Annotated in this window: 20 protein-coding genes; 10 read left to right on the top strand and 10 right to left on the bottom strand. The window is 66.7% G+C overall.

From position 1 onward, the window contains the following. Positions 1 to 14: 14 nt before the first annotated feature. On the bottom strand, positions 15 to 968 hold the full coding sequence (locus ACCQ10_RS06630; protein ID WP_372362563.1) for a LysR family transcriptional regulator: 954 nt from the start codon (positions 966 to 968) through the stop codon (positions 15 to 17). A gap of 134 nt (positions 969 to 1,102) precedes the next feature. On the opposite strand from ACCQ10_RS06630, the gene ACCQ10_RS06625 reads away from it, so the two are divergent. Both ACCQ10_RS06625 and ACCQ10_RS06620 read left to right on the top strand, forming a co-directional pair. Beyond that, positions 1,103 to 1,378 (top strand): DUF2798 domain-containing protein, encoded by a 276-nt coding sequence (locus tag ACCQ10_RS06625; RefSeq protein WP_372362562.1) that lies wholly within the window; start codon positions 1,103 to 1,105, stop codon positions 1,376 to 1,378. Positions 1,379 to 1,751: 373 nt separating this feature from the next. After that, entirely contained in the window at positions 1,752 to 3,101 is a 1,350-nt protein-coding gene (locus ACCQ10_RS06620; protein WP_372362561.1) for a glycoside hydrolase family 16 protein, read from the top strand. A gap of 28 nt (positions 3,102 to 3,129) precedes the next feature. Here the strand turns inward: ACCQ10_RS06620 and ACCQ10_RS06615 are convergent, their stop codons facing one another. After that, positions 3,130 to 3,498, bottom strand: coding sequence for a response regulator (locus ACCQ10_RS06615; RefSeq protein ID WP_372362560.1), 369 nt, complete (start codon positions 3,496 to 3,498; stop codon positions 3,130 to 3,132). Then, a complete protein-coding gene (locus ACCQ10_RS06610) occupies positions 3,491 to 4,654 on the bottom strand; it encodes a PAS domain-containing hybrid sensor histidine kinase/response regulator family protein (RefSeq protein WP_372362559.1) in 1,164 nt (387 codons plus the stop codon). Before ACCQ10_RS06610 ends, ACCQ10_RS06615 begins: the two co-directional genes overlap by 8 nt. A gap of 157 nt (positions 4,655 to 4,811) precedes the next feature. On the opposite strand from ACCQ10_RS06610, the gene ACCQ10_RS06605 reads away from it, so the two are divergent. From ACCQ10_RS06605 to trxC, 6 genes are all read left to right on the top strand, one after another. Continuing rightward, positions 4,812 to 7,982 carry a response regulator gene (locus ACCQ10_RS06605; protein WP_372362558.1) on the top strand — a complete coding sequence of 1,057 codons (3,171 nt, stop codon included), beginning with the start codon at positions 4,812 to 4,814 and terminating at the stop codon, positions 7,980 to 7,982. Continuing rightward, on the top strand, positions 7,955 to 8,803 hold the full coding sequence (locus ACCQ10_RS06600; protein ID WP_372362557.1) for a CheR family methyltransferase: 849 nt from the start codon (positions 7,955 to 7,957) through the stop codon (positions 8,801 to 8,803). Before ACCQ10_RS06605 ends, ACCQ10_RS06600 begins: the two co-directional genes overlap by 28 nt. Next, complete coding sequence (locus tag ACCQ10_RS06595) at positions 8,800 to 9,384, top strand: chemotaxis protein CheB (protein WP_166750543.1); 585 nt, start codon at positions 8,800 to 8,802, stop codon at positions 9,382 to 9,384. Before ACCQ10_RS06600 ends, ACCQ10_RS06595 begins: the two co-directional genes overlap by 4 nt. Next, positions 9,381 to 10,505, top strand: coding sequence for a hybrid sensor histidine kinase/response regulator (locus ACCQ10_RS06590; protein ID WP_039410116.1), 1,125 nt, complete (start codon positions 9,381 to 9,383; stop codon positions 10,503 to 10,505). Before ACCQ10_RS06595 ends, ACCQ10_RS06590 begins: the two co-directional genes overlap by 4 nt. 381 nt (positions 10,506 to 10,886) lie before the next feature. Beyond that, on the top strand, positions 10,887 to 11,252 hold the full coding sequence (locus ACCQ10_RS06585) for a DUF1428 domain-containing protein (RefSeq protein ID WP_372362556.1): 366 nt from the start codon (positions 10,887 to 10,889) through the stop codon (positions 11,250 to 11,252). Between the two features lie 171 nt (positions 11,253 to 11,423). Further along, complete coding sequence (trxC, locus tag ACCQ10_RS06580) at positions 11,424 to 11,870, top strand: thioredoxin TrxC (RefSeq protein WP_372362555.1); 447 nt, start codon at positions 11,424 to 11,426, stop codon at positions 11,868 to 11,870. Positions 11,871 to 11,975: 105 nt separating this feature from the next. On the opposite strand, the gene ACCQ10_RS06575 is transcribed toward trxC, so the two are convergent. Next, positions 11,976 to 14,339, bottom strand: coding sequence for a TonB-dependent receptor (locus ACCQ10_RS06575; protein ID WP_372362554.1), 2,364 nt, complete (start codon positions 14,337 to 14,339; stop codon positions 11,976 to 11,978). 278 nt (positions 14,340 to 14,617) lie between these two features. On the opposite strand from ACCQ10_RS06575, the gene ACCQ10_RS06570 reads away from it, so the two are divergent. Beyond that, positions 14,618 to 16,267: a glycoside hydrolase family 43 protein gene (locus ACCQ10_RS06570; RefSeq protein ID WP_372363070.1), complete on the top strand. Its 1,650-nt coding sequence runs from the start codon at positions 14,618 to 14,620 to the stop codon at positions 16,265 to 16,267. A gap of 185 nt (positions 16,268 to 16,452) precedes the next feature. Here the strand turns inward: ACCQ10_RS06570 and ACCQ10_RS06565 are convergent, their stop codons facing one another. Genes ACCQ10_RS06565 through ACCQ10_RS06540 form a run of 6 tightly spaced genes read right to left on the bottom strand, consistent with a single transcriptional unit; the run spans position 16,453 to position 21,870 of the window. Next, positions 16,453 to 18,408 carry a response regulator gene (locus tag ACCQ10_RS06565; RefSeq protein WP_372362553.1) on the bottom strand — a complete coding sequence of 652 codons (1,956 nt, stop codon included), beginning with the start codon at positions 18,406 to 18,408 and terminating at the stop codon, positions 16,453 to 16,455. Further along, positions 18,405 to 19,274, bottom strand: coding sequence for a sensor histidine kinase (locus tag ACCQ10_RS06560; protein WP_372362552.1), 870 nt, complete (start codon positions 19,272 to 19,274; stop codon positions 18,405 to 18,407). The genes ACCQ10_RS06565 and ACCQ10_RS06560 overlap by 4 nt, the downstream gene beginning before the upstream one ends. Then, positions 19,271 to 20,281 carry an ATP-binding protein gene (locus ACCQ10_RS06555; RefSeq protein ID WP_372362551.1) on the bottom strand — a complete coding sequence of 337 codons (1,011 nt, stop codon included), beginning with the start codon at positions 20,279 to 20,281 and terminating at the stop codon, positions 19,271 to 19,273. The genes ACCQ10_RS06560 and ACCQ10_RS06555 overlap by 4 nt, the downstream gene beginning before the upstream one ends. Beyond that, entirely contained in the window at positions 20,272 to 20,667 is a 396-nt protein-coding gene (locus ACCQ10_RS06550) for an ATP-binding protein (RefSeq protein WP_039410100.1), read from the bottom strand. The genes ACCQ10_RS06555 and ACCQ10_RS06550 overlap by 10 nt, the downstream gene beginning before the upstream one ends. Next, positions 20,664 to 21,026, bottom strand: a complete 363-nt coding sequence (locus ACCQ10_RS06545) for an STAS domain-containing protein (protein WP_228333177.1) — start codon at positions 21,024 to 21,026, stop codon at positions 20,664 to 20,666. The genes ACCQ10_RS06550 and ACCQ10_RS06545 overlap by 4 nt, the downstream gene beginning before the upstream one ends. A 1-nt stretch (position 21,027) precedes the next feature. After that, positions 21,028 to 21,870: an STAS domain-containing protein gene (locus ACCQ10_RS06540; protein WP_372362550.1), complete on the bottom strand. Its 843-nt coding sequence runs from the start codon at positions 21,868 to 21,870 to the stop codon at positions 21,028 to 21,030. Between the two features lie 288 nt (positions 21,871 to 22,158). On the opposite strand from ACCQ10_RS06540, the gene ACCQ10_RS06535 reads away from it, so the two are divergent. After that, the gene (locus ACCQ10_RS06535; RefSeq protein WP_372362549.1) at positions 22,159 to 22,548 is read left to right on the top strand and encodes a beta/alpha barrel domain-containing protein; all 390 of its coding nucleotides are present in this window, start codon (positions 22,159 to 22,161) and stop codon (positions 22,546 to 22,548) included. Positions 22,549 to 22,605 lie beyond the last annotated feature (57 nt).

Here is a 22,605-nt window from a genome sequence, read left to right as displayed (position 1 = left end):
GCGCTGCTGCGGTTCTACGCCGAGCCCGGCACCAATGCCGGCTCGGTCAGCCGCCAGTCCGGTGGCAGGCGCTGCAGTACGTGCTCCATGAAGGCGCGCACCTTCGGGGTGAAGTCGCGGCGGTCGGCCACGCACAGATACAGGCGCAATGGTTCGAGTGCGGCCTGGCCGGTGTCGGCGCTGTCGGGGGTGAACAGCTGCTGCAGCTGGCCGCGCTGCAGGTACGGTTGCACGACGAATGCGGCCAGCCGCGTGATGCCGCCACCGGCAGCGGCCATGGTGGCCAGCGCATCGACGTCGTCGCTGACCAGCGCCTGGCCAAGCTGAGGCTGGAAACGCACGCCGTCGCGTATGAAGTTCCAGCGCAGGAAGCGGCCATCGGCCGGATAGCGCAGCAGCAGGCAGTCGTGATACTTCAGCTCGTCCGGCCGCGTCGGTGTGCCGCAGCGGGCCAGATACTCGGGCGCGGCGCACACCACGAACGGCACCTGCGCGATACAGCGCGCCACCAGGCCGTCTTCCAGTTGCGCCTCGATGCGCAGGCTGACATCCACGCTTTCCTGCGCGTGCTGCACCACCCGGTCGGTGCACAGCAGCTCGATCTCCAGCTGCGGGTACTGCTGGCGCAGCGCCGGCAGCATCGGGGCCAGCACATGACGCGCGAACGCGGCGGTGCTGGCCACGCGCAATCGGCCTGCCGGTGCCTGCTGCGGGCCGGCCACCAGTTGCCGGGCACGCTCCAGGTCACGCTCCAGCTGCCGCACCTGCTCGAAGTACACCGCGCCGCGCTCGGTCAGTGCCAGGCTGCGGGTGGTTCGATGCAGCAAACGCACGCCCAGGTGCTGCTCCAGACGCGCGATGTTCTGGCTGACCGCCGCAGGGCTGACGCCGAGCAGCTTGGCCCCGCCGGCAATGCTGCCGGCATCGACCGTGCCGACAAAGCTTCGAATCGACTGAAGAATATTCATTAGTTGAGCAAGTATCGCGGCGCGATTCGTAAGATTTACTTACGTAAGCCGCAAGCTTACGCGATCTACCCCGTGCGCCACGGCTGCCCTAGAGTTCGGCCATCCCGCCGCTGTGCGGCAACCGAGGTCCTGCCATGTCGTCGTCCCCCTCTTCGTCTGCGATGGTGCGCCCGCGCTGGAAGCTCGGCGCGCGCGCCACGCCCTTCGTGTTTGCGCTCTACATGGCCGCGATCATGGCGCTGCTGATGTGCCTGGTCATCACCGGCATCACCACCGGGCCCACGCCGGACCTGGTGTGGCGCGCGCTCGATGCCTATCGCATCGCCATGCCTACCGCGTTCTGCTGCGTGCTGGTGGTGCGGCCGCTGGTGATCCGCCTGGTGGCCTGGACCGTGCACGCAGGGCACTGACGAGGCGCACCGCGCTGTTTGCCTATCGCCACGGGGGTGTCGCCTCGAACGCATGCGGCGATCGCGTGCCTGGACGAAGGCAGCGCGCACGGCTGCCCCGCATGCGCTTGCAACCGCTTCAACACGATGCACCTCCCATCGCTCGGCGTACGACTGCGCGACGGCACGCAACACGCATGCCCACTCCCGTCCGCCGCTGTTGCCACGCAACATGCCGCAGGCGCCATCTGCGACCGGCGTCATGCCAATGATGAAATATTCCGGAATGAACACCACGGAACTGAAACGCCGCGTTCAATTGCGTTGACTCCGACGTAGCCACTGCGCAGCGTCGCTCCTCCACGGACCGTCCGGTCCATCGTTGGAGACACGCATGCGCGCCTTACGTAGCGTCACCGTGCAGTTCGCTGTTGTGCTGGGCATGGCCCTGACACCGGGTGCGCATGCGCAGACACTGGTGTGGGAAGACAACTTCAACGGGCCCGGCATCGACGGCAGCAAGTGGACCTACGATGTCGGCAATGGCTGTCAGATCGGCCTGTGCGGTTGGGGCAATGGCGAGATGCAGTACTACACCAGCCGCCCCGACAACGCGCGCATCGAAAATGGCCGGCTGGTGATCGAAGCGCGTCGCGAAGCCTTCGGCGGAATGCCGTTCACGTCGGCGCGGCTCAAGACCGAAGGCCGCATGCACTTCCAGTACGGCACGCTGGAAGCGCGCATCAAGACACCGGTGGTGGGCAACGGGCTCTGGCCGGCCTACTGGATGCTGGGCACGATCGGCGTGTGGCCCGGGCGCGGTGAAATCGATCTGATGGAAGCCGGCATGGCTGCCGCGATCGCCAACGGCACCGTCAACCGCCGCATCGGCGCGGCCGTGCACTGGGACTACAACGGCTCGCAAGCCGATTACGACACCAGCTACACCAGCCCGGTGAACCTGCACAACGATTTCCATGTGTATCGCATGACCTGGGACCCGCAATTCATCCGTATTTCGATCGATGGCCAGCACTATTTCGAATTTGCGATCTCCAATATCGAGGGCGCCTCGTTGCACGAGTTCCATCAGCAGCACTACCTGCTGCTCAATCTCGCCGTCGGAGGCACCTATACCGGCGTGACCTCGCCGGCCGCAGTGACCGCGCCGCTGCCGGGCAAGATGGAAGTGGACTACATCCGGCTGTATCAAAACCCCGGGGCGCAGCTGTACGTAGGCAACCAGCATGCCGCGCCGGCGGGACGCTTCGGCGTATTCACCGACCAGACCGACACCAGCGCAGGACTGACCCTTGGCCAGGATGCCGAGCTGTACCTGTGGAACAACCTCACCCCGATCGCGCAGGCGCCGTTCGAGGGCCGCAACGTGATGGCCTACCGTGCCAACGCCGGTGCCTGGTACGGGTTGGGGATCCAGAGCGATTACCGCAATCTGGCGGCCTATGCGGGCGGCGCGCTCAAACTGCAGGTGAAGACCACGACCGCCTCCCCCTTCAGGATCGGCATCAACACCAGCTTCGGCGACAGCTGGGTGGCCATTGCGCCCGGTGGCAATCAGTACGGCGTGGTGCGCGATGGTGCCTGGCACGAGGTCACGATCCCGCTCGGCGCATTCCACGACCTGGATCTGCAGGCGGTCAGACAGCCCTTCATGCTGGCGGCCGATGCGCCGGCAGCGCCGGTGGAGATCGCCATCGACCAGGTTTACTACCAGAGTCGCTGAGCCGCCGTTGCAACGCTGCCGCACGCGTTCAGGCGTTGGCGGCAGCGCCCTTCAGCATGTCGATGAGCTGACGCAGGCGATAGGGTTTGGGAAGGAAATCCACGTGCGGCGGCAGTGGCGGCAGCTGCGCCTTGGCAAAGCCCGAAGCCAGGATGACGCGCGCGTCCGGCAGCAGTTGCGCCACCTGCTCGCTCAGTTCGATACCCGACATGCCATTGGGCATGCGGATGTCGCTGAACACCACATCGTAGGGGCCGCTGTCGCGCAGCATGCGCAATGCACCATGCCCGTCGTCGGCGGTGTCGACACGGATGCCGGCATCGCGCAGCGCCTCGCCGATCAACTCGCGCAGTTCTTCTTGATCTTCCACCATCAACAGGCGCAGGGATTCAGTCATGCTCGGCCTCCTCGATGGCCGGAAGAAACAGGGTCACGGTGGTGCCGCACCCGGGTGCGGTGTCAAGCTCGACAAAGCCGCCGGATTGGGAAGCAAAGCCATACACCTGGCTCAATCCCAGGCCGGAGCCCTTGCCGACATCTTTGGTGGTGAAAAACGGCTCGCTGGCGCAACGCGCCACCTGCGCCGACATGCCGGGGCCGTCGTCGCGCACCGCGATGCCGACGTATGCACGTGGCACGCCGTGCGGATCGGAGGGCGCCGCGCGCCGTTGCGCGGCAGTAGTCAGCTCGATCGCGCCACCGCCGGGCATTGCATCGCAGCTGTTGAAGACCAGATTGAGCAGGGCCGCTTCCAGCTGCCCGGGGTCCACGCGCACATCCGGCAGCGCATCGGCGAAGGTCAGCGACAACCCGACGCCTGCCGGGCAGGCGCGGCGCAACAATTCCAGCGAGCGCGTCACCACCGCGTTGGCCGCGTGACGTTCCGGAATCAGGCGCTGGCCGCGCGCAAACGCAAGCAACTGGCGCGTCAGCAGGGTGCCGCGATCCACGGCGGTCTGTGCGGCCTCCACCAACATGCGGGTGCGCGCATCCTCGCCGGCGCGCAACGCGATCAGGTCGAGGCTGGTCACCATCACGGTGAGCAGGTTGTTGAAGTCGTGCGCCATGCCCAGCGTCAGCCGGCCCAGCGCCTCGGTTTTCTGCGAGTGCAACAAGGCCTCCTGGGCATGTTGCAGCAGGCGCTGCGCTTCGTGGCGCTCGGTGATGTCACGGGTGATCTTGGCAAACCCCACCAGCACGCCGAATTCCAGCACCGGCTCGATCACCACGCTGGCCCAGAAACGGCTGCCGTCCTTGCGCACACGCCAGCCTTCGGCGGCAAGGCGCCCCTGGCGCTTGGCAATTTCCAGGTTGCGGGCGGGCTCGTCGCGCTGCACGTCTTCGGGAAGATAGAAACGCGAAAAATGCGAGCCGAGCACTTCGGCGGCGGAATAGCCCTTGATCCGCTCGCCGCCCGGGTTCCAGCTGCGAACATACCCGCCGATGTCGAGCATGTAGATGGCGTAATCGGAAACGCTCTGCACCAACAGCTGGCACTGCCGGCTGTCGTGCGACAGCGGGCCCGCGTTGTCGATGACCGTTTCCGTACCCATTTGCGCGAGGTTCCCGGAAAAACGCGCGACGTTAGTGACGTTGCCGTGAAGGGTACGTGCAAGCCAACCCGGCCGCAAAAGCGTCAAAAACCCGGCGATTGGCGCGTGAAACTTATCGGATACCATGACTGCCCCCTTTCGTCGGTGCGTGCGCCTCATGCAGAACATCTCGACCACACGCGACCGCTGGGTGTGGGTCATCGCGGGGGCCTTGATGGCGGGAACCCTGGGCGTGGAGTTGGTGACGCCCCTGGGTTATGCGGTGTGGCTGACCTATTTCATGGCCGTGGGCGTGACCGTTTTCCAGAATCGCCCGCAGGCGCCGCTGGTGGTGGGTGTGCTGTCGTGCGTGCTGTTGGCGATCGGGTTCCAGCTGGCGCCGCCGAGCACCAATTCAAGTTTTTCCTCGATCAACCGCAGCATCGGTGGCGTGTCGTTCCTGGCGATGGCGCTGGTGGTGACGCAGGCAATCCGTGCCCGGCGCCAGGCCGAATTCGCGCTGTGGCTGCAGCAGGCCGAGAACACCGTCGAGGCGAGCCTGCGCGGCGATCAAAGCCCGGAAGATCTGGCCGACGCTGCCCTGCGCGCGCTGTGCGACACGCTGGATGCGCAGGTGGGCGCGCTGTATCGCATCGAAGGCGAGCGCCTGCGGCTCACCGGCGGCGCGGCGCTGCCGGCAGATATCCCGAAGACCCTGCCGACCAATGCCGGCCAATGGGGCGAGGTGCTGCAGCGTGGCACGGTGCGCCGGGTGCGTGGGGTGGAGGCCGGGCATCTGCAGATTGCCTCCGGGCTGGGCCAGAGCGCATGCACGGAACTGCTGCTGGCGCCGGTCACCGCCGACGGCCGCGTGATCGGCCTGGTGGAACTGGGCCGCGTCACCGGCGCGCAGACGGCCGGTTCGCGCGAACAGGAGCTGCTTGCCCGTTGCGGTGAAAACATCGGCCTGGCGCTGCGCACCGCGCTGCTGCGTGCGCAGCTGGTGGCCTTGCTGGAAGAGACCCAACGCCAGAGCGAAGAGCTGCAGACGCAGCAGGAAGAACTGCGCGTTGCCAACGAAGAGCTGGAAGAACAAAGCCGCAGCCTGCAGCAATCGCAGAGCGATCTGGAGCAACAGCAGGCCGAGCTGGAACAGACCAACGTGCAGCTGGAAGAACGCACCCAGGCGCTGGAGGCGCAGAAACAGGCCTTGTTGATCGCGCAGAATCAGCTGGTGCGCAACAGCAACGAGTTGTCCACCGCCTCGCGCTACAAGTCCGAGTTTCTGGCCAACATGTCGCATGAGCTGCGCACCCCGCTCAATAGCGCACTGATCCTGGCCAAGCTGCTGGCCGACAACAAGGACGGCACGCTCAGCACCGAACAGGTCAAGTACGCCCAGGCAATCCTGTCGTCCAACAACGATCTGCTTGCGCTGATCAACGACATCCTGGACCTGTCCAAGATTGAAGCCGGGCACGTGGAGCTGGCCGACGAAACCGTGGCGACCGGTTCGGTGCTGCAGCGGCTGCGCGAGACCTTCGAACCGTTGGCACGGCAAAAAGGCCTGAGCCTGGAGATCGGCGCCGACGCCGGTGCGCCGACCCAGCTGGTGGTGGACAACCAACGTCTGCAGCAGATCCTCAAGAACCTGCTGGCCAATGCGATCAAGTTCACCGAGCATGGCACGGTGAGCCTGTCGGTGCAGGCGCATGCGCCAGGGCGCGTGCTGTTCAAGGTCAACGACACCGGTATCGGCATCGCGCGCGAACAGACGGAGGTGATCTTCGAGGCATTCCGTCAGGCCGATGGCAGCACGCGGCGGCGCTATGGCGGCACCGGGCTGGGCCTGTCGATCTCGCGCGATCTTGCGCAACGCATGGGTGGCAGCATCGCGGTGGACAGCGAACCGGGACGCGGCAGCTGCTTCACGCTGGAACTGCCCGTCGACGGCGCACCCGCAGAGACCGGCACTGCGGCCCAGGCACCCGGCGCGGCCACCGCATCGCCCCCCGTCATCACGGCGCAGCGGCACCCGCACGACGGCGCCCGCGTGCCCGCGCGCAGCAGCGAGGCCGTCGCCATCGCCAGCCCGCCGCAGCCGCTGCCGATTCCCGCGCCCAGCGCCGCGCCGCTGCAACGTGCAGACGACGATCGCGACCAGCGTACGCGCCCCGGGCGGCTGATCATGGCGGTGGAAGACGAGACCCGGTTTGCGCAGGCCCTGGTCGATCTGGCGCATGAACTGGACTTCGACTGCGTGGTCGCGCCCAATGCCGAAGAAGCGCTGCGCCTTGCCGGCGAACTGCGCCCCAGCGGCATCCTGCTGGACATCGGCCTGCCGGACGCCTCCGGTCTGAGCGTGCTCGAACGCCTCAAGCGCGACCCGGCCACGCGCCATATCCCGGTGCATGTGGTGTCGGCGCTGGAGCGCAGCCAGATTGCACTGGAGCTGGGTGCGGTGGGGTATCTGATCAAGCCGGCCACGCGCGAGCGGCTGGCCGGTGCGATCCGCCAGCTGGAAGAAACCAATGCGCGCGCGGTGCGGCGCCTGCTGATCGTCGAAGACGACAGCGCGCTGCGCGCGAACCTGCAATTGCTGCTGGCGCGCGATCAGCTGGACATCGTCGCGGTCGGCAGCATTGCCGAGGCGATGGAGCAGCTGGCCGGCTCCACCTTCGACTGCATGGTGACCGACCTGGCCCTGCCGGACGGCAGCGGCTACGACCTGCTGGAACGCATGGCCGGCAACGATGCGGTCGCCTTCCCGCCGGTGATCGTCTACACCGGCCGTGCCTTGACGCGCGACGAAGAACAGCGCCTGCGCCGGTATTCCAAGAGCATCATCATCAAGGGCGTGCGGTCGCCGGAGCGGCTGCTCGACGAAGTGACGCTGTTCCTGCACAGCGTGGAAGCCTCGCTGCCGAGCGACCAGCAACGGCTGCTGCGCGAGGCGCGTCGCCGCGATGCGGTACTCGACGGCGCCACCGTATTGCTGGCCGAAGACGATGTGCGCAACATCTTTGCGCTGTCCAGCGTGCTCGAACCGCTGGGCGTCACGCTGCAGATCGCACGCAATGGCCGCGAGGCGTTGGAGCATCTGGCCAAGCACGACGTGGACCTGGTGCTGATGGACATCATGATGCCGGAGATGGATGGCATCACCGCGATGCGGCAGATCCGTGCCAACCGCCAGTGGCAGGATCTGCCGATCATCGCGCTGACCGCCAAGGCGATGGCCGACGACCGCGAACGCTGCCTGGAGGCCGGTGCCAACGACTACATCGCCAAGCCCATCGACGTGGACAAGCTGGTGTCGCTGTGTCGCGTGTGGTGCTCGCGGCAATGACTCCGGTGGAGCTGTTCGACCTGGAGCTGCGCGTGTTGCTGGAAGCGGTCTACCAGCGCTATCACTACGACTTCCGCGACTACGCGGTGTCGTCGCTGCGGCGACGCATGCGTCACGCGATGGCGCGCTTCGAATGCGAGCGGGTGGCCGATCTGCAACACCGGCTGCTGCACGAGCCGGATGCGTTTGCGCAGGCGATGCAGTTCTTCACCGTGCAGGTCTCGGAAATGTTCCGCGACCCGGCCTACTTCCGCGTGCTGCGCGAGCATGCAGTGCCGGTCCTGCGCACCTATCCCTCGATCAAGCTGTGGGTGGCCGGATGCAGCACCGGCGAAGAAGTCTGGTCGCTGGCGATCCTGCTGCACGAGGAAGGCTTGCTGGAGCGGGCGGTGATCTATGCCACCGACATCAATCCGGAGGCGCTGACCATGGCCGAGGCCGGCGCCTATGGCATCGACCGCATCGCGCAGTTCAGCCGCAACTACCTGGAGGCCGGCGGCCGTGGCTCGCTGTCGGATTACTACACCACCGCCTACGACGGTGCGGTGTTCGACCGCCGACTGAAGCGCAATATCGTCTTCGCCGATCACAGCCTGGCCACCGACACGGTGTTTTCCGAAGTGCATCTGGTGTCGTGCCGCAATGTGCTGATCTATTTCAACCGCAGCCTGCAGGATCGCGCTGTGGGCCTGTTCTTCGATGCGCTGGTGCACCGCGGGTTTCTCGGGCTGGGCAGCAAGGAGTCGCTGCAGTTCGGCGCGCATGCACAGGCGTTCGAGACCTGCGCACGCGAGCAGCGCCTGTACCGGAAGGCCGCATGAGCACTGCAGCGGCGCATCCGCCCTTCGAGGCGATGGTGATCGGCGCATCCGCCGGCGGCGTGATGGCGTTGCAGGCGCTGTTGTCGCGCCTGCCCGGCAACCTGCCGATGCCGGTCCTGGTGGTGCTGCATCTGCCGCGCGACCGCGCCAGCCACGTGGCCGAACTGCTGGATGCGCGCTGCGCGCTGCCGGTGCGCGAGGCCGAAGACAAGCAACCCTTGCTGCCCGGCACGGTCACCATTGCCCCGCCCGACTACCATCTGCTGGTGGAAAGCCGCGACAGCCTGGCGCTGTCGATGGATGCGCCGGTGCTGTTTTCGCGCCCGGCCATCGACCCGTTGTTCGAATCGGCCGCGGACGTGTTTGCCGAGCGCCTGCTGGCGATCCTGCTCACCGGCGCCAGCAGCGACGGCAGCGCCGGTGTGGCCGCCGTGCGCGCGGCCGGCGGCACCGCCTGGATCCAGCTGCCCGACGATGCCGCCTCCCCGCTGATGCCCGCCTCTGCACTTGCCCACGCCGGTGCCGATGCGGTGCTGACCCTGCAGGCGATCTGCAGCCGACTGGAAACCTTTCATCCATGAACCTCACCGCGACCGGCCTCGCTGCACACAGCGACGAACCCGCCAAGCTGTTGATCGTCGATGACGTGCCGCAGAACCTGGTGGCCATGCAGGCGCTGTTGCAGCGCGACGGCATCCAGGTGCTGTGCGCATCGTCAGGTGCGCAAGCACTGGAGTTGCTGCTCGAACACGATGTGGCGCTGGCACTGCTCGATGTGCACATGCCGGAGATGGACGGGTTTTCGCTGGCGGAATTGATGCGCGGTTCGCAGCGCACCCGGCATGTGCCGATCATTTTCCTGACCGCCTCGCCGAACGATCCGATGCGTGCCTTCCAGGGGTACGAGACCGGCGCGGTGGATTTCCTGCACAAGCCGATCGAACCGCATGTGATCCTGAGCAAGGTCAACGTGTTCATCGAGTTGTACCAGCAGCGGCGCCTGCTCAAGGCACGCAATGCTTCGCTGGAACGCGCGCTCACCCTCAATGAAACCATGATGGCGGTGCTCACCCACGACCTGCGCACGCCGCTGTCGGTGATCCTGCTGTGCGCCGACAAGCTGAGCCTGGACGTGGATGCCGACGGATCGGCGGCGCGCACGCTCGAACACCTGGAAAACAGCGCACGGCGCATGGCGCGCATGGTCGAACAGCTGCTGGATTTCTCGCGCCTGCGCACCGATGGATTGTCGATGCAGTTCGGTCCCTGCAACCTCGGCGAGGTGGCGCACAGCGTGGTCGGCGAGGTGGCCCAGGCCAACCCGCATACCACCATCGACCTGCGCACCGAGGGCGACCTGGACGGCGACGGCGATGGCGACCGGCTGGCGCAGGTCGTCTCCAATCTGGTGGGCAACGCGGTGCTGCACGGCGGCCGCCACCCGGTGCAGGTGCACCTGGACGGCCGCGAGCGCGACGTCGTGCGGCTGTCGGTGCGCAATGCCGGGCACATTCCCGACAGCCTGATGCCGCGCCTGTTCGAGCCGTTCAAGGCGAGTTTCCACGCCAGCCAGGGCTTGGGCCTGGGACTGTTCATTGCCGATCAGTTCGTCAAGGCACACGGCGGCACGCTGCAGGCCCGCAACGAAGACGGCGACGTGGTGTTCGAGGCCAGGCTGCGGCGGCACAACCTGGCGGCGTGAGCGCAGCAGGCGTTGCGCTGGGTAAGATCGCGCTTGCCTGCACCATCGCGCGTCGCCGAAGCGGCTCCGTGCTCGATGTATTTGTCGACGGCGGCAACGGCGGCCGGGCCGCCTGACGCGGGGCTGTGCGCTGTCGCTGGTGGACTGATCCGTTCTCCAATCCAGCAGTGATTGGCAGGCAATCGCCCGCCGGGCGAGCTCGACACGTCACACGTCTTATGCGAGCGCGAGCAGTGCTCGGCAACGCAATGCGCCGTATGCTCGCCAGCAAGCGCACCGGCGTCGTGACGCCGCCCTACTCCTGCCGCCCCCCGTTCCGGCATCAGGACCTGTCTCGTCATCATCAGGCGCACGCCGTGCGTCATGTCAGCGGAGGTGGTCATGTCGTATGTGGATGGTTTCGTCCTTGCAGTCCCCAGAGCGAACAAGGATGCATTTATCGCGCACGCCCGCATGGGCGATGCAATCATCATGGAATATGGCGCACTGCGCGTGGTGGAGTGCTGGGGCGACGACGTCCAGCAGGGGCAATGGACCGACTTCCAGCGTGCGGTCGATGCCACCGACGACGAAACCGTGGTGTTCTCGTGGATCGAATGGCCAGACAAGGCCACCCGCGATGCCGGCATGCGCAAGATGATGGACGACCCGCGCATGGACCCGGCCGTCAACCCGATGCCGTTCGATGGCAGGCGCATGATCTATGGTGGCTTCGTGCCGGTGGTGGCCTTGGGCCAACCGGCCTGAGTGATGCCGGGCGATGGCGGCACTGCCACCTGCATGCCGCCATCGGCAGTGCCAGCTCGCCTGGAGTGTTGCACACAAGCGCCTGCGCCGTGATCGGTACACTGGCGGTGCGCCGTTGCGCGCGCCGCGAGGGCGCCGCCGCTGGACTGCCTGACCATCGGAGATCACTGCATGACCGACGCACCGCTTCTGATCGCCTGCCCCAGCTGCGCGGCGATGAACCGCGTGGCGGCCACGCGCCTGCACGAGGCGCCCAACTGCGGCAGCTGCCACCGGCCGCTGTTCCAGCGCGCGCCGGTCGCCCTGTCGGCGGCCGACTTCGACAAGTACGCGGTACGCAGCACGCTGCCGCTGGTGGTGGATTTCTGGGCACCGTGGTGCGGGCCGTGCCTGAACATGGCGCCGCAATTTGCCGCAGCCGCCGCCACGCTGGAACCACAGGTGCGGCTGGCCAAGGTGGACACCGACCTGCATCCGGCGCTGGGCACGCGCTTTGGCATCCGCAGCATCCCCACGTTGCTGGTCATCCAGGGCGGGCATGAGATCGGCCGGCATTCCGGTGCAGTGAGCAGTGCGCAGATCGTCAGCTGGGTGCGGTCGGTCCTGAGCAATCGATGAGGCAACAGAAAGGCCAGCTGCGCATGCACGCAGCTGGCCTATGGACACACGGCAATATCACTGCGACGCATCCACCGCAGTGACTGCACTCACCATGTCAACCCATTATTGCCAGTTGACGTTGACCGACACGCCCACGATGCGCGGCTCGTTGTACACCGCCGCCATGTAGTTTTCGATCACGCCCTTGACGTTCTTTTCGTTGGTGATGTTGCGCGCAAAAGCCGCCACTTCCCACGCACCGTAGCCCCCGGTGTAACCCAGCTTGAGGCCGCCTTCGAAGTTGCCGTCGGCGCGGAACTCGGTGGAGTCGTACAGCACGAAGCTGGTTTCGCCCTGCTTGTTCCAGTCGGTGGACACGAAGAACGCGCCATCGTTGCCCATAGGGATGTCGTAGCGCGCAGCCAGGTTGAGGTTGTACTTGGGCGCATTGGGCAACGGGTTGCCGTCGATCTGCGCAAAGGTGTTGGCACCCACGCGGATAGTGGGGTCGTTGACCGTGCACACCACCACGCCATTGAGCGCGCAGGCCTGCGCGAACACGCGCTTGTCGTTGATTTCGCTGTGCAGCAGGCTCAGGCCGGCGGTCAGCGACAGGTTGGAGATCGGGCGCCAGTCCAGGTCCGCTTCCAGACCGTAGGCCTTGGCCTTGTCGGCATTGAACAGCACACCATTGCCGTCCGAGTCGTTGCCGTTGAGCTGGATGTCATCGACGGTGTAGGTGAAGCCGCTGACATTCAAACGCAGGCGATTGTCGAACAGGCTGCTCTTGATGCCGGCCTCCCACGACAGGATGGTTTCCGAATCGGCGGTGGTGAAATCCGAATTGAACACCGCGCTGCGGCCCTGGATGGTGGGGCCACGAAAGCCGCGTGCCACACGTGCGTACACGCTCAGCTGCGGGTCGATTGCATACATCGCGCTCAGGTCCCAGCTGGGCTGGGTGTCGGACATGCGCACGTCGCGGCGGCCACGGTAGGTCACCGCACCGGCAGCGGTGTCGGCGGTCTTGAGCAGGCGGGTTTGCTTGGTGTCCTTGGTCTGGCGGATACCGGCGGTGAGCGTCAGCGCGTCGGTGGCCTTGTAGCTGAGCTGGCCGAAGCCGGCCCAGGAGGTATTGGTGTTGCGCAGCCGCACCCAGTTGTTCGGGTTACGCGCGGCGGTCTGCAGGAAGAAGGCACGCTGATAGAAATCGGTGGTGTCGCGGCCATCGAAATAGAACGCGCCCATCTGCCATTGCAGCGCGGCGTCGCCTTCGCTGGCCAGGCGCAACTCCTGGGTGTACTGGTCCAGGTCGCGGATCTGCCCCATCGACTGGCCGAACCCGTTCGGCACGCCGTTGACCGGGAAATTGGCAGCCGCGCCACCATCGGTGTCGCCACGGCTGAAGCCGGAGGTGGTTTCGTAGGCGGTGATGGAGGTCAGCGACACGCCACCGAAATCGTAGACCGCCTTGATCGAGCCGCCGTCGGTTTGATAGGCCTGCGGGTTGTCGTGCGCTTCATCGTAGGCCACGCGGTCGCGCGGCACATCGACCTTGTCGCTGCCGCGGGTGACCGCGTTGCGCAGGAACAGCGTGGAGGTGCCGTCGTAGTCGCGCGTGTGCACCGAGCCCAGCAACGAGAACGCATCGCTGGGCTTGAGCAGCACCTGCAGGCGCACATTGCGGTCGTTGTAGCCGCCCATCGCGTCCTTGCGCGGGGTACGCGTGCCATCGGCGCTGCTGCCGGCAAAGGTGTTGTCCACCCAATCGTCGCGGTGCTGGTACAGGGCCGACACGCGGAACGACAGCACGTCGTTGATCGGCCCACCGAAACCGCCGTCCAGCGACACGCTGTTGTAGCTGCCGTAGCTGGCATCGAGACGGCCGGTATAGGTATCGCCCGGTTTGACGGTGTCGAACTTGACGATGCCGGCGGTGGTATTGCGGCCGAACAGAGTGCCTTGCGGGCCGCGCAGCACTTCGACCTGGTCCACGTCGTAGACCGGGTTGGACTTGAGCACCACGTGCTCCAGCACCACGTCGTCCTGGATGATGGACACCGGCTGCGAGGCGCCCAGGTAGAAGTCGATATTGCCCAGGCCGCGGATATAGAAGCGCGGGAAGATGCGCCCGGTGGTGGTCTCGGCATAGAAGCCTGGCACGCGGCCGGACAGCGCCAGCAGCGTGTCGTCGCCACCGGCGGTGTACTCGCGCATCGCCGCGCCCTGCACCACGCCCACCGACACCGGCACTTCCTGCAGGTTCTGCTCGCGGTGCTCGGCGGTGACGGTGACGGCATCCAGCGCGGTCGGGCTACCCTCGCCCTGGCTGCTCGGCGCTTGCTGCGCCGATGCGGCGGCCGCCATCGAGGCCAGCAGCAGCCCGGCGCAGGCACGCGCCAGCGGCGTGCGCTGCGGAGCGGTGCTGCGAGCAGCGGCGTGCGGGGCGGACGTCAGCGACGGGGAGACAGACGAGTACAACGACATGCGGGAGGATCCTTGGGATGAGACGCGGAAGTGAGTGCGTTCGGCATGGGCATGCCGGAGGGAGGCGCAGCATGGCGCCGCGCGCACGATATGTCAGCAATGTTGCAGCGGCGTGGCAGACGTCCACCGACGCAGATCGGTGCGGTCGCGGAGGGCATGCCACCGCGCGCAGCACCTCGCTCCCTCATGCCTCGCCCGGTCGCGAGCTGTCATGCTGGCCGGGCTGGCGCCGCGCCAGGGCTGAGCATCGGAGAACTGTCTTGAAACGCGTCGGATGGATGATGGGCCTGCTGGCCGCCATGAGTTGCCCGCTGGCCTACGCGGGCAGCGCGCTGATCACCCAGGTGGACTATCAGGGCGACGACGACGGGCCGTTGCCCACCCAGGCGCAATACCGCAATCCGGTGCTGGCCGGCTTCCATCCGGACCCATCCGCGATCCGGGTCGGCGACGACTTTTATCTGGTCAACTCCACGTTCGGCTACTTTCCCGGCCTGCCGGTGTTCAAGAGTAGCGACCTGGTGCACTGGACCCAGATCGGCAACGCCATCGATCGCCCGACCCAGATCAACTACGGCAACGACGAACTGACCCGCGGCCTGTTCGCCGCCAGCATCAGCCACCACGACGGCACCTTCTACATCGCCAACACCTGTTTTTACTGCGATGGCGGCAATTTCCTGGTCACCGCCAAGGACCCGGCCGGGCCATGGTCAGACCCCATCTGGCTGGATGCCAAGGGCATCGACCCCTCGCTGTTCTTCGATGACGACGGCAGCGCGTGGCTGGTCAACAACGATGTGCCCGCCGGCAAGCTGCGCTACGACGGGCACCGCGCCATCTGGCTGCAGCAGCTGGATCTGGCGCGCTTGAAACTGGTCGGCCCGCGCCAGGTGATCGTGGATTCCGGCTTCCAGCCGGCGACCAATCCGGAACATATCGAAGGCCCGCACCTGTTCCGCCGCGATGGCTATTACTACCTCACCGCCGCCGAAGGCGGCACCGGCGAGCAGCACGCGCAGATGATCTACCGTAGCCGCCAGATCAGCGGGCCCTACGAAACCTGGAGCGGCAATCCGGTGCTGACCCAGCGCGATCTGGACCCAACGCGCCACGCGCCGATCACATCGGCCGGGCACGCGCAGTTCGTCGAACTCAAGGACGGCTCATGGTGGGCGGTGTTCCTGGCTACGCGCCCGTACCAGGGCAACCACTACGCCCTGGGCCGCGAAACCTTTTTGCTGCCGGTGCAATGGCGCGATGGCTGGCCGGTGGTGCTGCCGCATGGCAGCGCAGTGCCACCGGTGGCTACGCGGCCGCCGCTGCCGGCTGGCACCCAGGCGATACCCACCAGTGGCCCGATGCAATGGAGCGAGCGCTTTCAGGACGCGCACGTGCCGATGCAATGGATGACCATCCACCCACCGGCCACGCCGTGGTATCTCCCTGGCCCGCAGGGTCTGCGCATCACGCCGTCGAACGTGGCGCTGGGCGACCTTGGCCGCGGTCAGCCGGCCTATCTGGGCCATCGCCTGCAGCATCACCATGCCACCCTGGTCGCGCACGTGGATGGCAGCGCGCTGGCAGCCGGCGAACAGGCAGGTCTGGCAGTGGTCGCCAAGGAAAGTCACTTTCTGGCGGCCATGCTGGTGCGCGACGACGCCGCTGCCGCGGTCGTGCTGTATCGCCGCGCCGGCCTGCAGGACCCGGGCCCCGGAACCGTGCTGGCGCGCGCGCCGCTGCCCGATGCAAGCCAGCCGGTGCAGCTGCGCGTCACGCTGGATGCCGCGCGGGTACATGTGGACTACGCGGTTGGCGCAGGCCAATGGCAGACGCTGCTCGATCAGGGCGATGCCACGCTGCTCAGCACCCAGACCGCCGGCGGCTTTCTGGGCGCCACGTTCGGGCCGTATGCGTATTCGCGCTGATGGCGGTCACCGCTGACGACGAACGATCGGCGATCCGGGCCGTTGGATAGACGCGCATCACGGTTGCCTGCCACCGCGCAGCCCGCGGCAGACACAACGCCACGCGAGCCGCACAAGCGCGCCGTCGCACTGCGGCGCCATTGGCGGTGGGGGCGCGGCACCGCACCGGCGCGCGCCGCTGCGCCCTACGTGCGTGCCTGCGCGCTGCTGTCGAGCATCTGCCCGACCGTGTTGAGCAGGTCGTTGAGGCTGAAGGGCTTGGGCAGCAGGGCCATGCCGTCGGCCAGAAATTCCTGCCGGGTGATTGCGTTTTCGGCGTAGCCGGTGATGAACAGGATCGGCAACGCGGGCCGCAACGTGCGCGCCACATCGGCCATGTCGCGCCCGTTCATGCCCGGCAGACCGACATCGGACACCACCAGGTCGATCGGCACATCGCTGCGCAGCTGCTCCAACGCACCGGTGGCATCTTGGGCTTCGACCACCTGATACCCGGCGTCGCTGAGCACCTCGCTCACCATCATGCGCACCACATCGGTGTCGTCCACCAGCAGGATGCGCTCGTTGCGCGCGCGCGGCGTGCTCGGCGCCGGCGCCGGTGCCACCTCGCCTGCAGACAGCCCCCGCGGCAGCAGCAACACCACCGTCGTGCCCTGCCCGACCTGACTGCTGATCCGCGCGGTGCCACCGGACTGGCGCGCAAACCCGTAGGTCATCGACAGGCCCAGCCCGGTGCCTTCGCCGATCGGCTTGGTGGTGAAGAACGGCTCGAAGACCTGGTTGAGGATGGCCGGCGCGATGCCGCTGCCGTTGTCGATGACGTTCACCGCCACGTATTCGCCGTCCTCCAGCTCGGGGTCCTGGTGCGCGGTGTAGGCGGCCGTCTGCACACGGATGGTGCCGTGCCCCTGCAATGCGTCGCGGGCGTTGATCACCAGGTTGAGTACCACGTTCTCGAGCTGGTTGGCATCGGCAACCGCCACCAGCGAGGCGTCGGCCAGCTCCAGCTCCAAGGCGATGTTCTCGCCGATGGAGCGGTGCAGCATGTCTTCCAGCGAGCGCACCCGCAGGTTGACGTCGAATGGTTGCGCATCCAGCGATTGCTTGCGCGCAAACGCCAGCATGCGCTGGGTCAGTGCGGCCGCGCGGTGCGCCGATCCGGTGGCGATCTCGGCCAGCCGCGGCACCCGCTCGATACGGTTGGATTCCACCGCCAGCTGGATCATGTCCAGGCCGGAAATGATGCTGGTCAGCAGGTTGTTGAAGTCATGCGCGATGCCGCCGGTGAGCTTGCCCAGCGCTTCCATCTTCTGCGCCTGCAGCAGCTGGATTTCGGTGCGCTGGCGCTCGGCGATCTGGTGCGCCAGCTCGGTGGTGGCGGTATCCAGCTCCTGGCGCTGTTCGCGCTCGCGCAGGCGTTGTTCGGTGACATCTTCCACCAGCAGCAGGCCCAGGTCCGGCTCGCGGTACGGCGACACCCGCCATTCGGTTTCGCACAGCTTGCCCTCGCGCAGGAGCGACACCGCGCCGCTCCAGCGCTCACGCCGCGCCAGTGCGGTGGTCAGCGCCTGCACCGTGGCCGCCTGATCCAGCCCGGCCGCGCGAATCGCCTCGCCCGGCGTGGCGCTGCCGATCAGGCGCTGGAAGGCCGCATTGAGTTCGTGTGTCTGCAGGTTGGCATCGACCACCGCAATCGGCGCGCTGATGTGTTCGAACATCTCGCGAAAGCGTGCCTCGCTGACCCGCAGTGCCTCCTCGGCGTTGCGCGCGCGCAACAACGTACGCAAGGTGGCGACCAGCACGTTGGGGTCGACCGGATGGATCAGGTACGCATCCGCGCCGGCATCCAGGCCGGTGATCATGTCGCCGGTGGCGATCGAGGCGGCCGACACATGCACCACCGGCAGCAGCGCGGTGCGTGGCTCGGCGCGCAAGGTGCGCACGATGTCGAAGCCGCTCATGTCCGGCAGGTTGACGTCCAGCACCACGCCGGCAAACGACTGCGCGGCCAGCTTGGCCAGACCCTCGGCGCCGGTGCCGGCCTCCTCGACCACGAACCGGTGGTGTTCGAGCACGCGCCGCACCGAATACCGCGTCACCGCGTTGTCGTCGACGACCAGAATGTGCTGCCTGCTGCTCACGTTGCGTTCTCCGCTGCCAGCGTCACCGGCAGCACCACGAAAAATTCCGAGCCCTGCCCGACCACGCTGTTGATGCCCACCCGGCCGCCCAGCAGCTCGGCGAACCGCTTGCAGATCGACAGCCCCAGCCCCGTCCCGGTCAGGCGCTTCTGCAGCGGCGAGTCCACCTGTACAAAATCCTCGAACAAGGCATCGTGAAGCTCGGGCGCAATGCCGATACCGGTGTCCTGCACGCTGAAGCGCACGTGGCTGTCGCCTTCCACCTGCGCCAGCACGCGCACGTGGCCTTGCGGGGTGAACTTGAGCGCATTGGAAATGAAGTTGCGCAGGATCTGCGCCAGCTTCTTGTCGTCGGTATAGAGCATCGGCAGCACCGGCGGATCTTCGAAGATCAGCGTGGTGGTGCCGACATCGGTGAGCGGGCGAAACATGCCGCGCAGCGCGGCGAACAGGTCCATCAGGTCGAACCAACCCGGCGAAATGGTGATGCGGCCGGCCTCGATCTTGGCCAGGTCCAGCAGGTCGTCCACCATCTCGGTGAGCTCGCGCGCCGACGCGCTGACAAAGCGCACCTGCTTGAGTTGTTCGTCGTTGAGCGGGCCGTCCATGCCGTCTTCCAGCAGCCGCGTGATGCTCAGGATCGAGCCCAGCGGGGTGCGGAATTCGTGGCTCATGTACGACAGGAACCGGCTCTTGAGCTCGGACACCTCGCGCAGTTGCTCGGCCTGCTGATCGAGCTCGGCATACAGGGCCAGCACGCCCTGGTTGGTTTCTTCCAGCTCCTCGCGCAAGGCCTGGTTCTGCTGGCGCAAGTTCGCCAGTTCGGTGTCAGACGCGTGGCCCGACGCCGCATCGGATGAATTCATTGCATGCCTCCCAGGCGCATGACGAAAACGCAGGCATCGTCGCGGCCGCGCGCGTAGTCGCGCAACAGCACGGCGGCGATGATGCGTGGATGGCGCGACAACAGCCCAGGGTGGTCGCGCAGGTTCCAGCGCGATTGCAGGCCGTCGCTGTGCATCACCAGCAACTTGCCGGCGGCCTGCGGAAAATCGAACGGCTGCGCCTTGCGAAATTGCACCCCCACGATGCCCGGATGCGAGGGCATGCCGCGCGCGCCATCGCCATCGCAGAGCGCTGCACCGAGATTGCCGACACCGGCAAAGCGCACCTGCCCGCTGCTGCCGTCGAACTGCATGACCGCCGCCGCACCGCCACGGGTGCCGCACATGCCCGCATGCAGCCGCGCGATGCGCTCGCCAGGCTCACCGCTGGTCGTCGCCGCCGCCCGGATGCCGGCATCGGCGGCATCGGCCGCGCCCGGCCCATGGCCCAGACCATCGATCATGGTGACCGTCACACGTGACCCATCGACGCCCAGGTGCCAGCCATCGCCGCACACCACTTCGGTGTGCAGCGGGAGCCGGATCGCGCCATACGGCAGGTCGGGCGTGGCCTGCATATCGGCATACACCCGCGCCAGCACCACCGCGCCGGTGGCATCCGAATACGCGTCCAGCACCGCCGCATGCCGCTGCACCGCGCCCAGGCCGTTGCCCGGTGTGCTGCCGGTGGAATAGCCGTCCGGCAGACAATCGGCGAGCACGAAGCCCGGGCCCCGGTCGATCGAACACAGCTCCACGCCGAGGCCACCGCGCCCGGCCACGGTGCACAATTGCAGTTGCCCGCCGCCGCCGTGATTGAGCAGGTTGGTGCACAACTCGGTGGCGACCAGCGCAACACGTCCGCAGGCGTCCTGGTCGAATCCGCTGGCCTGGGCAAGCGCCACCGCATCGCGGCGCACCTGTCCCACCTGGGTCACTTCCTCGACACGGATGACCTGGGTGAGCGCGCCGGCAACATTCACTTCCATTTGGTGATGGTGATGCGCGTGCCCTTCCCCGCAGCGCTGTCCAACACGAAGTCGTCCACCAACCGCCGGCTGCCGGACAGGCCCAGGCCCAGTCCGCTGCCGGAGGTCCAGCCATCGGTGAGCGCAAGTTCCAGATCGGGGATGCCCGGGCCGTCGTCGCGGAAGGTCAGCTGCACGCCCTTGCGGATGCCGCTTTCCACCACCGCCCAGTCCATGTCGCCGCCGCCGCCATAGATCACCGTATTGCGCGCCAGCTCGCTGGCGGCGGTGACCAGCTTGGTCTGGTCGACCAGGCGCAGGCCGCACTGCACCACCAGCTTGCGCACGGTCTGCCGCGCCAGCACCACATCCTGCTCGGTGCGCACCGGTTGCGAGCCGGCGCTCATGACGATGCGTCGGGTTGTTGCAGCAGCCGCATGCCGCGTTCGACATCGAGCGCGGTGCGCACCGAAGGCAGGGTCAGGCCCAGCTCGACCAGGGTGATCGCCACCGCCGGCTGCATGCCGACCACCACGGTCCTGGCGCCCATCAGCGCGGCCAGCCCGGAGATGGTGCTGATCATGCGGCCGATGAACGAATCGACGATATCCAGCGCGGAGATGTCGATCAGCACGCCACGCGCCGAGGTGGCGCTGATCTTTTCCGACAGGTCTTCCTGCAGTTGCAGCGCGAGCTGGTCATGCATGTCCACCTGGATGGTGACCAGCAACAGGTTGCCCATCCGCAGGATCGGGATGCGCTCCATGTCAGTCTGCCCTGCTGACGGTCAGGCCGGTGCGCTTGAGCGCCAGCGCCAACGCGTCGGCCAGGTTGGCCTTGGTCACGATGCCCTGCAGATCCAGCCCCAGATGCACGATGGTCTGCGCAATCTGCGGGCGCACGCCGCTGATGATGGCATCGGCGCCCATCAACCGGATCGCGGTGACGGTCTTGAGCAGATGCTGCGCCACCAGCGTGTCCACGGTGGGCACGCCGGTGATGTCGATGATGGCGATTTCCGAACCGGTGTCGACGATGCGCTGCAACAGCGATTCCATCACCACCTGGGTACGTTGCGAATCCAGCGTGCCGATCATCGGCAGCGCCAGCACGCCCTCCCACAGTTTCACCACCGGCGTGGACAGCTCCAGCATCTCTTCCTGCTGCCGCACGATGATGTCTTCGCGGGTCTTCTGGAACGCCTTGACGGTGTACAGACCCAGGCGGTCGAGCAGTTCGGACAGCGCCCACAGCTGCTGCCCGAGGTCTTCCGGCGTGCTGGCGTATTGGCGCTGCACCAGTTCGAACAGCACGCGTTTGAGCGAGAAAATGAAGTTGGCGGTTTCCTGCGAATCGAAGCCGCGCGTGGCGCGATCGCGCGAAAGCGTCTCCAGGAAGCGCCGCACTTCGCTCCACTCGGCGCTGTCGAGACTGCTGCCGTCATCCTTCAGCGAGGCGACCAGCAAGCGCAGGAAGTCCGCGCCCTGGGCCTGCAGATCCTGCCGCGAGATGCGCGCATCGTTGCCAAGGCCCGACCCCAGCCAGGCGGCCAGCAACGCGGCTTCCTGGTCACGAATCGCGTCGATCGAGCGCTGCTGCAGTGCCACCATGAGATCACCCGCCAAAGTAAAAGTAGAGAGGCTGGGCATGCGGGCTGGACTGCGCCCTGTCCGACGCGGCGCCCCCACGCCGATGCGCAGCAGAGTAAAGCAATTCAGATTCGGCAACCAGCACGCAAATCTGTAGCGGTCAGAGGACGCCACCGCGGCAGTTTGACATTGCGGCGCCACCACCGAACGTGCGCCGGGCCACGCCTGCAGACAACGCCGGCGCGGCGCATCGATGGCGACCGGAGCGGGCCGCCGCAACAGCGGCGTGCCTCTGCCCTGCTGCATCGGGTGCGAACCGCACCACCCTGCATCCGTCCTTCGCATCGGCGCATTCCCGAAATCGACGGCCGCGACGAACAGATGCTGGCCGGGGCCATCGCGCCAACCCGCCACTTCAAACGCAGCGGCCTGGACCTGCCGGATGTCAGCAAGGGCTTCAGCACGCCGAGTGCGCAGATTCCGTGGGGGCCGGCGCTGTTGGCGCAGATCGCCGAACGCCTCAGCCGCGAGGCGCAATTACCGGTTGCCTCGTCTAGGAATATCCACGACCCGCACAAGGCAGACCGGGTGGCGGCCGACGGGCAGATGACGCTGGTGATGATCAGCCGCGCGCACCTTGCCAACCCGCAGTGGCCGTCTCCGGCGGCACTGGCACTGGGCCAGATAGGCCTGTCGTAGGTGCTGCCGGCCTCCTGCGCACACTGGCTGGAGCGCTACGTCAGACACAGTTGATCG

It is taken from the genome of Xanthomonas sp. NCPPB 1325 (genome assembly GCF_041477645.2).
Taxonomy (GTDB): domain Bacteria; phylum Pseudomonadota; class Gammaproteobacteria; order Xanthomonadales; family Xanthomonadaceae; genus Xanthomonas; species Xanthomonas cannabis.
The sequence above is the reverse complement of the archived record's forward strand: the minus strand, read 5'-3'. Positions and strand labels throughout refer to the sequence as shown.

Coding starts and splice junctions, on each gene's coding strand:
- ACCQ10_RS06540 (WP_372362550.1), bottom strand. CDS start 21,870: ATGGTGGCACTGCAGCAGCGCTCGATCGACGCGATTCGTGACCAGGAA.
- ACCQ10_RS06595 (WP_166750543.1), top strand. CDS start 8,800: ATGAGCACTGCAGCGGCGCATCCGCCCTTCGAGGCGATGGTGATCGGC.
- ACCQ10_RS06615 (WP_372362560.1), bottom strand. CDS start 3,498: ATGACTGAATCCCTGCGCCTGTTGATGGTGGAAGATCAAGAAGAACTG.
- ACCQ10_RS06605 (WP_372362558.1), top strand. CDS start 4,812: ATGCAGAACATCTCGACCACACGCGACCGCTGGGTGTGGGTCATCGCG.
- ACCQ10_RS06585 (WP_372362556.1), top strand. CDS start 10,887: ATGTCGTATGTGGATGGTTTCGTCCTTGCAGTCCCCAGAGCGAACAAG.
- ACCQ10_RS06590 (WP_039410116.1), top strand. CDS start 9,381: ATGAACCTCACCGCGACCGGCCTCGCTGCACACAGCGACGAACCCGCC.
- ACCQ10_RS06550 (WP_039410100.1), bottom strand. CDS start 20,667: ATGAGCGCCGGCTCGCAACCGGTGCGCACCGAGCAGGATGTGGTGCTG.
- trxC (WP_372362555.1), top strand. CDS start 11,424: ATGACCGACGCACCGCTTCTGATCGCCTGCCCCAGCTGCGCGGCGATG.
- ACCQ10_RS06630 (WP_372362563.1), bottom strand. CDS start 968: ATGAATATTCTTCAGTCGATTCGAAGCTTTGTCGGCACGGTCGATGCC.
- ACCQ10_RS06555 (WP_372362551.1), bottom strand. CDS start 20,281: ATGGAAGTGAATGTTGCCGGCGCGCTCACCCAGGTCATCCGTGTCGAG.
- ACCQ10_RS06570 (WP_372363070.1), top strand. CDS start 14,618: ATGATGGGCCTGCTGGCCGCCATGAGTTGCCCGCTGGCCTACGCGGGC.
- ACCQ10_RS06575 (WP_372362554.1), bottom strand. CDS start 14,339: ATGTCGTTGTACTCGTCTGTCTCCCCGTCGCTGACGTCCGCCCCGCAC.
- ACCQ10_RS06610 (WP_372362559.1), bottom strand. CDS start 4,654: ATGGGTACGGAAACGGTCATCGACAACGCGGGCCCGCTGTCGCACGAC.
- ACCQ10_RS06625 (WP_372362562.1), top strand. CDS start 1,103: ATGTCGTCGTCCCCCTCTTCGTCTGCGATGGTGCGCCCGCGCTGGAAG.
- ACCQ10_RS06545 (WP_228333177.1), bottom strand. CDS start 21,026: ATGGAGCGCATCCCGATCCTGCGGATGGGCAACCTGTTGCTGGTCACC.
- ACCQ10_RS06560 (WP_372362552.1), bottom strand. CDS start 19,274: ATGAATTCATCCGATGCGGCGTCGGGCCACGCGTCTGACACCGAACTG.
- ACCQ10_RS06620 (WP_372362561.1), top strand. CDS start 1,752: ATGCGCGCCTTACGTAGCGTCACCGTGCAGTTCGCTGTTGTGCTGGGC.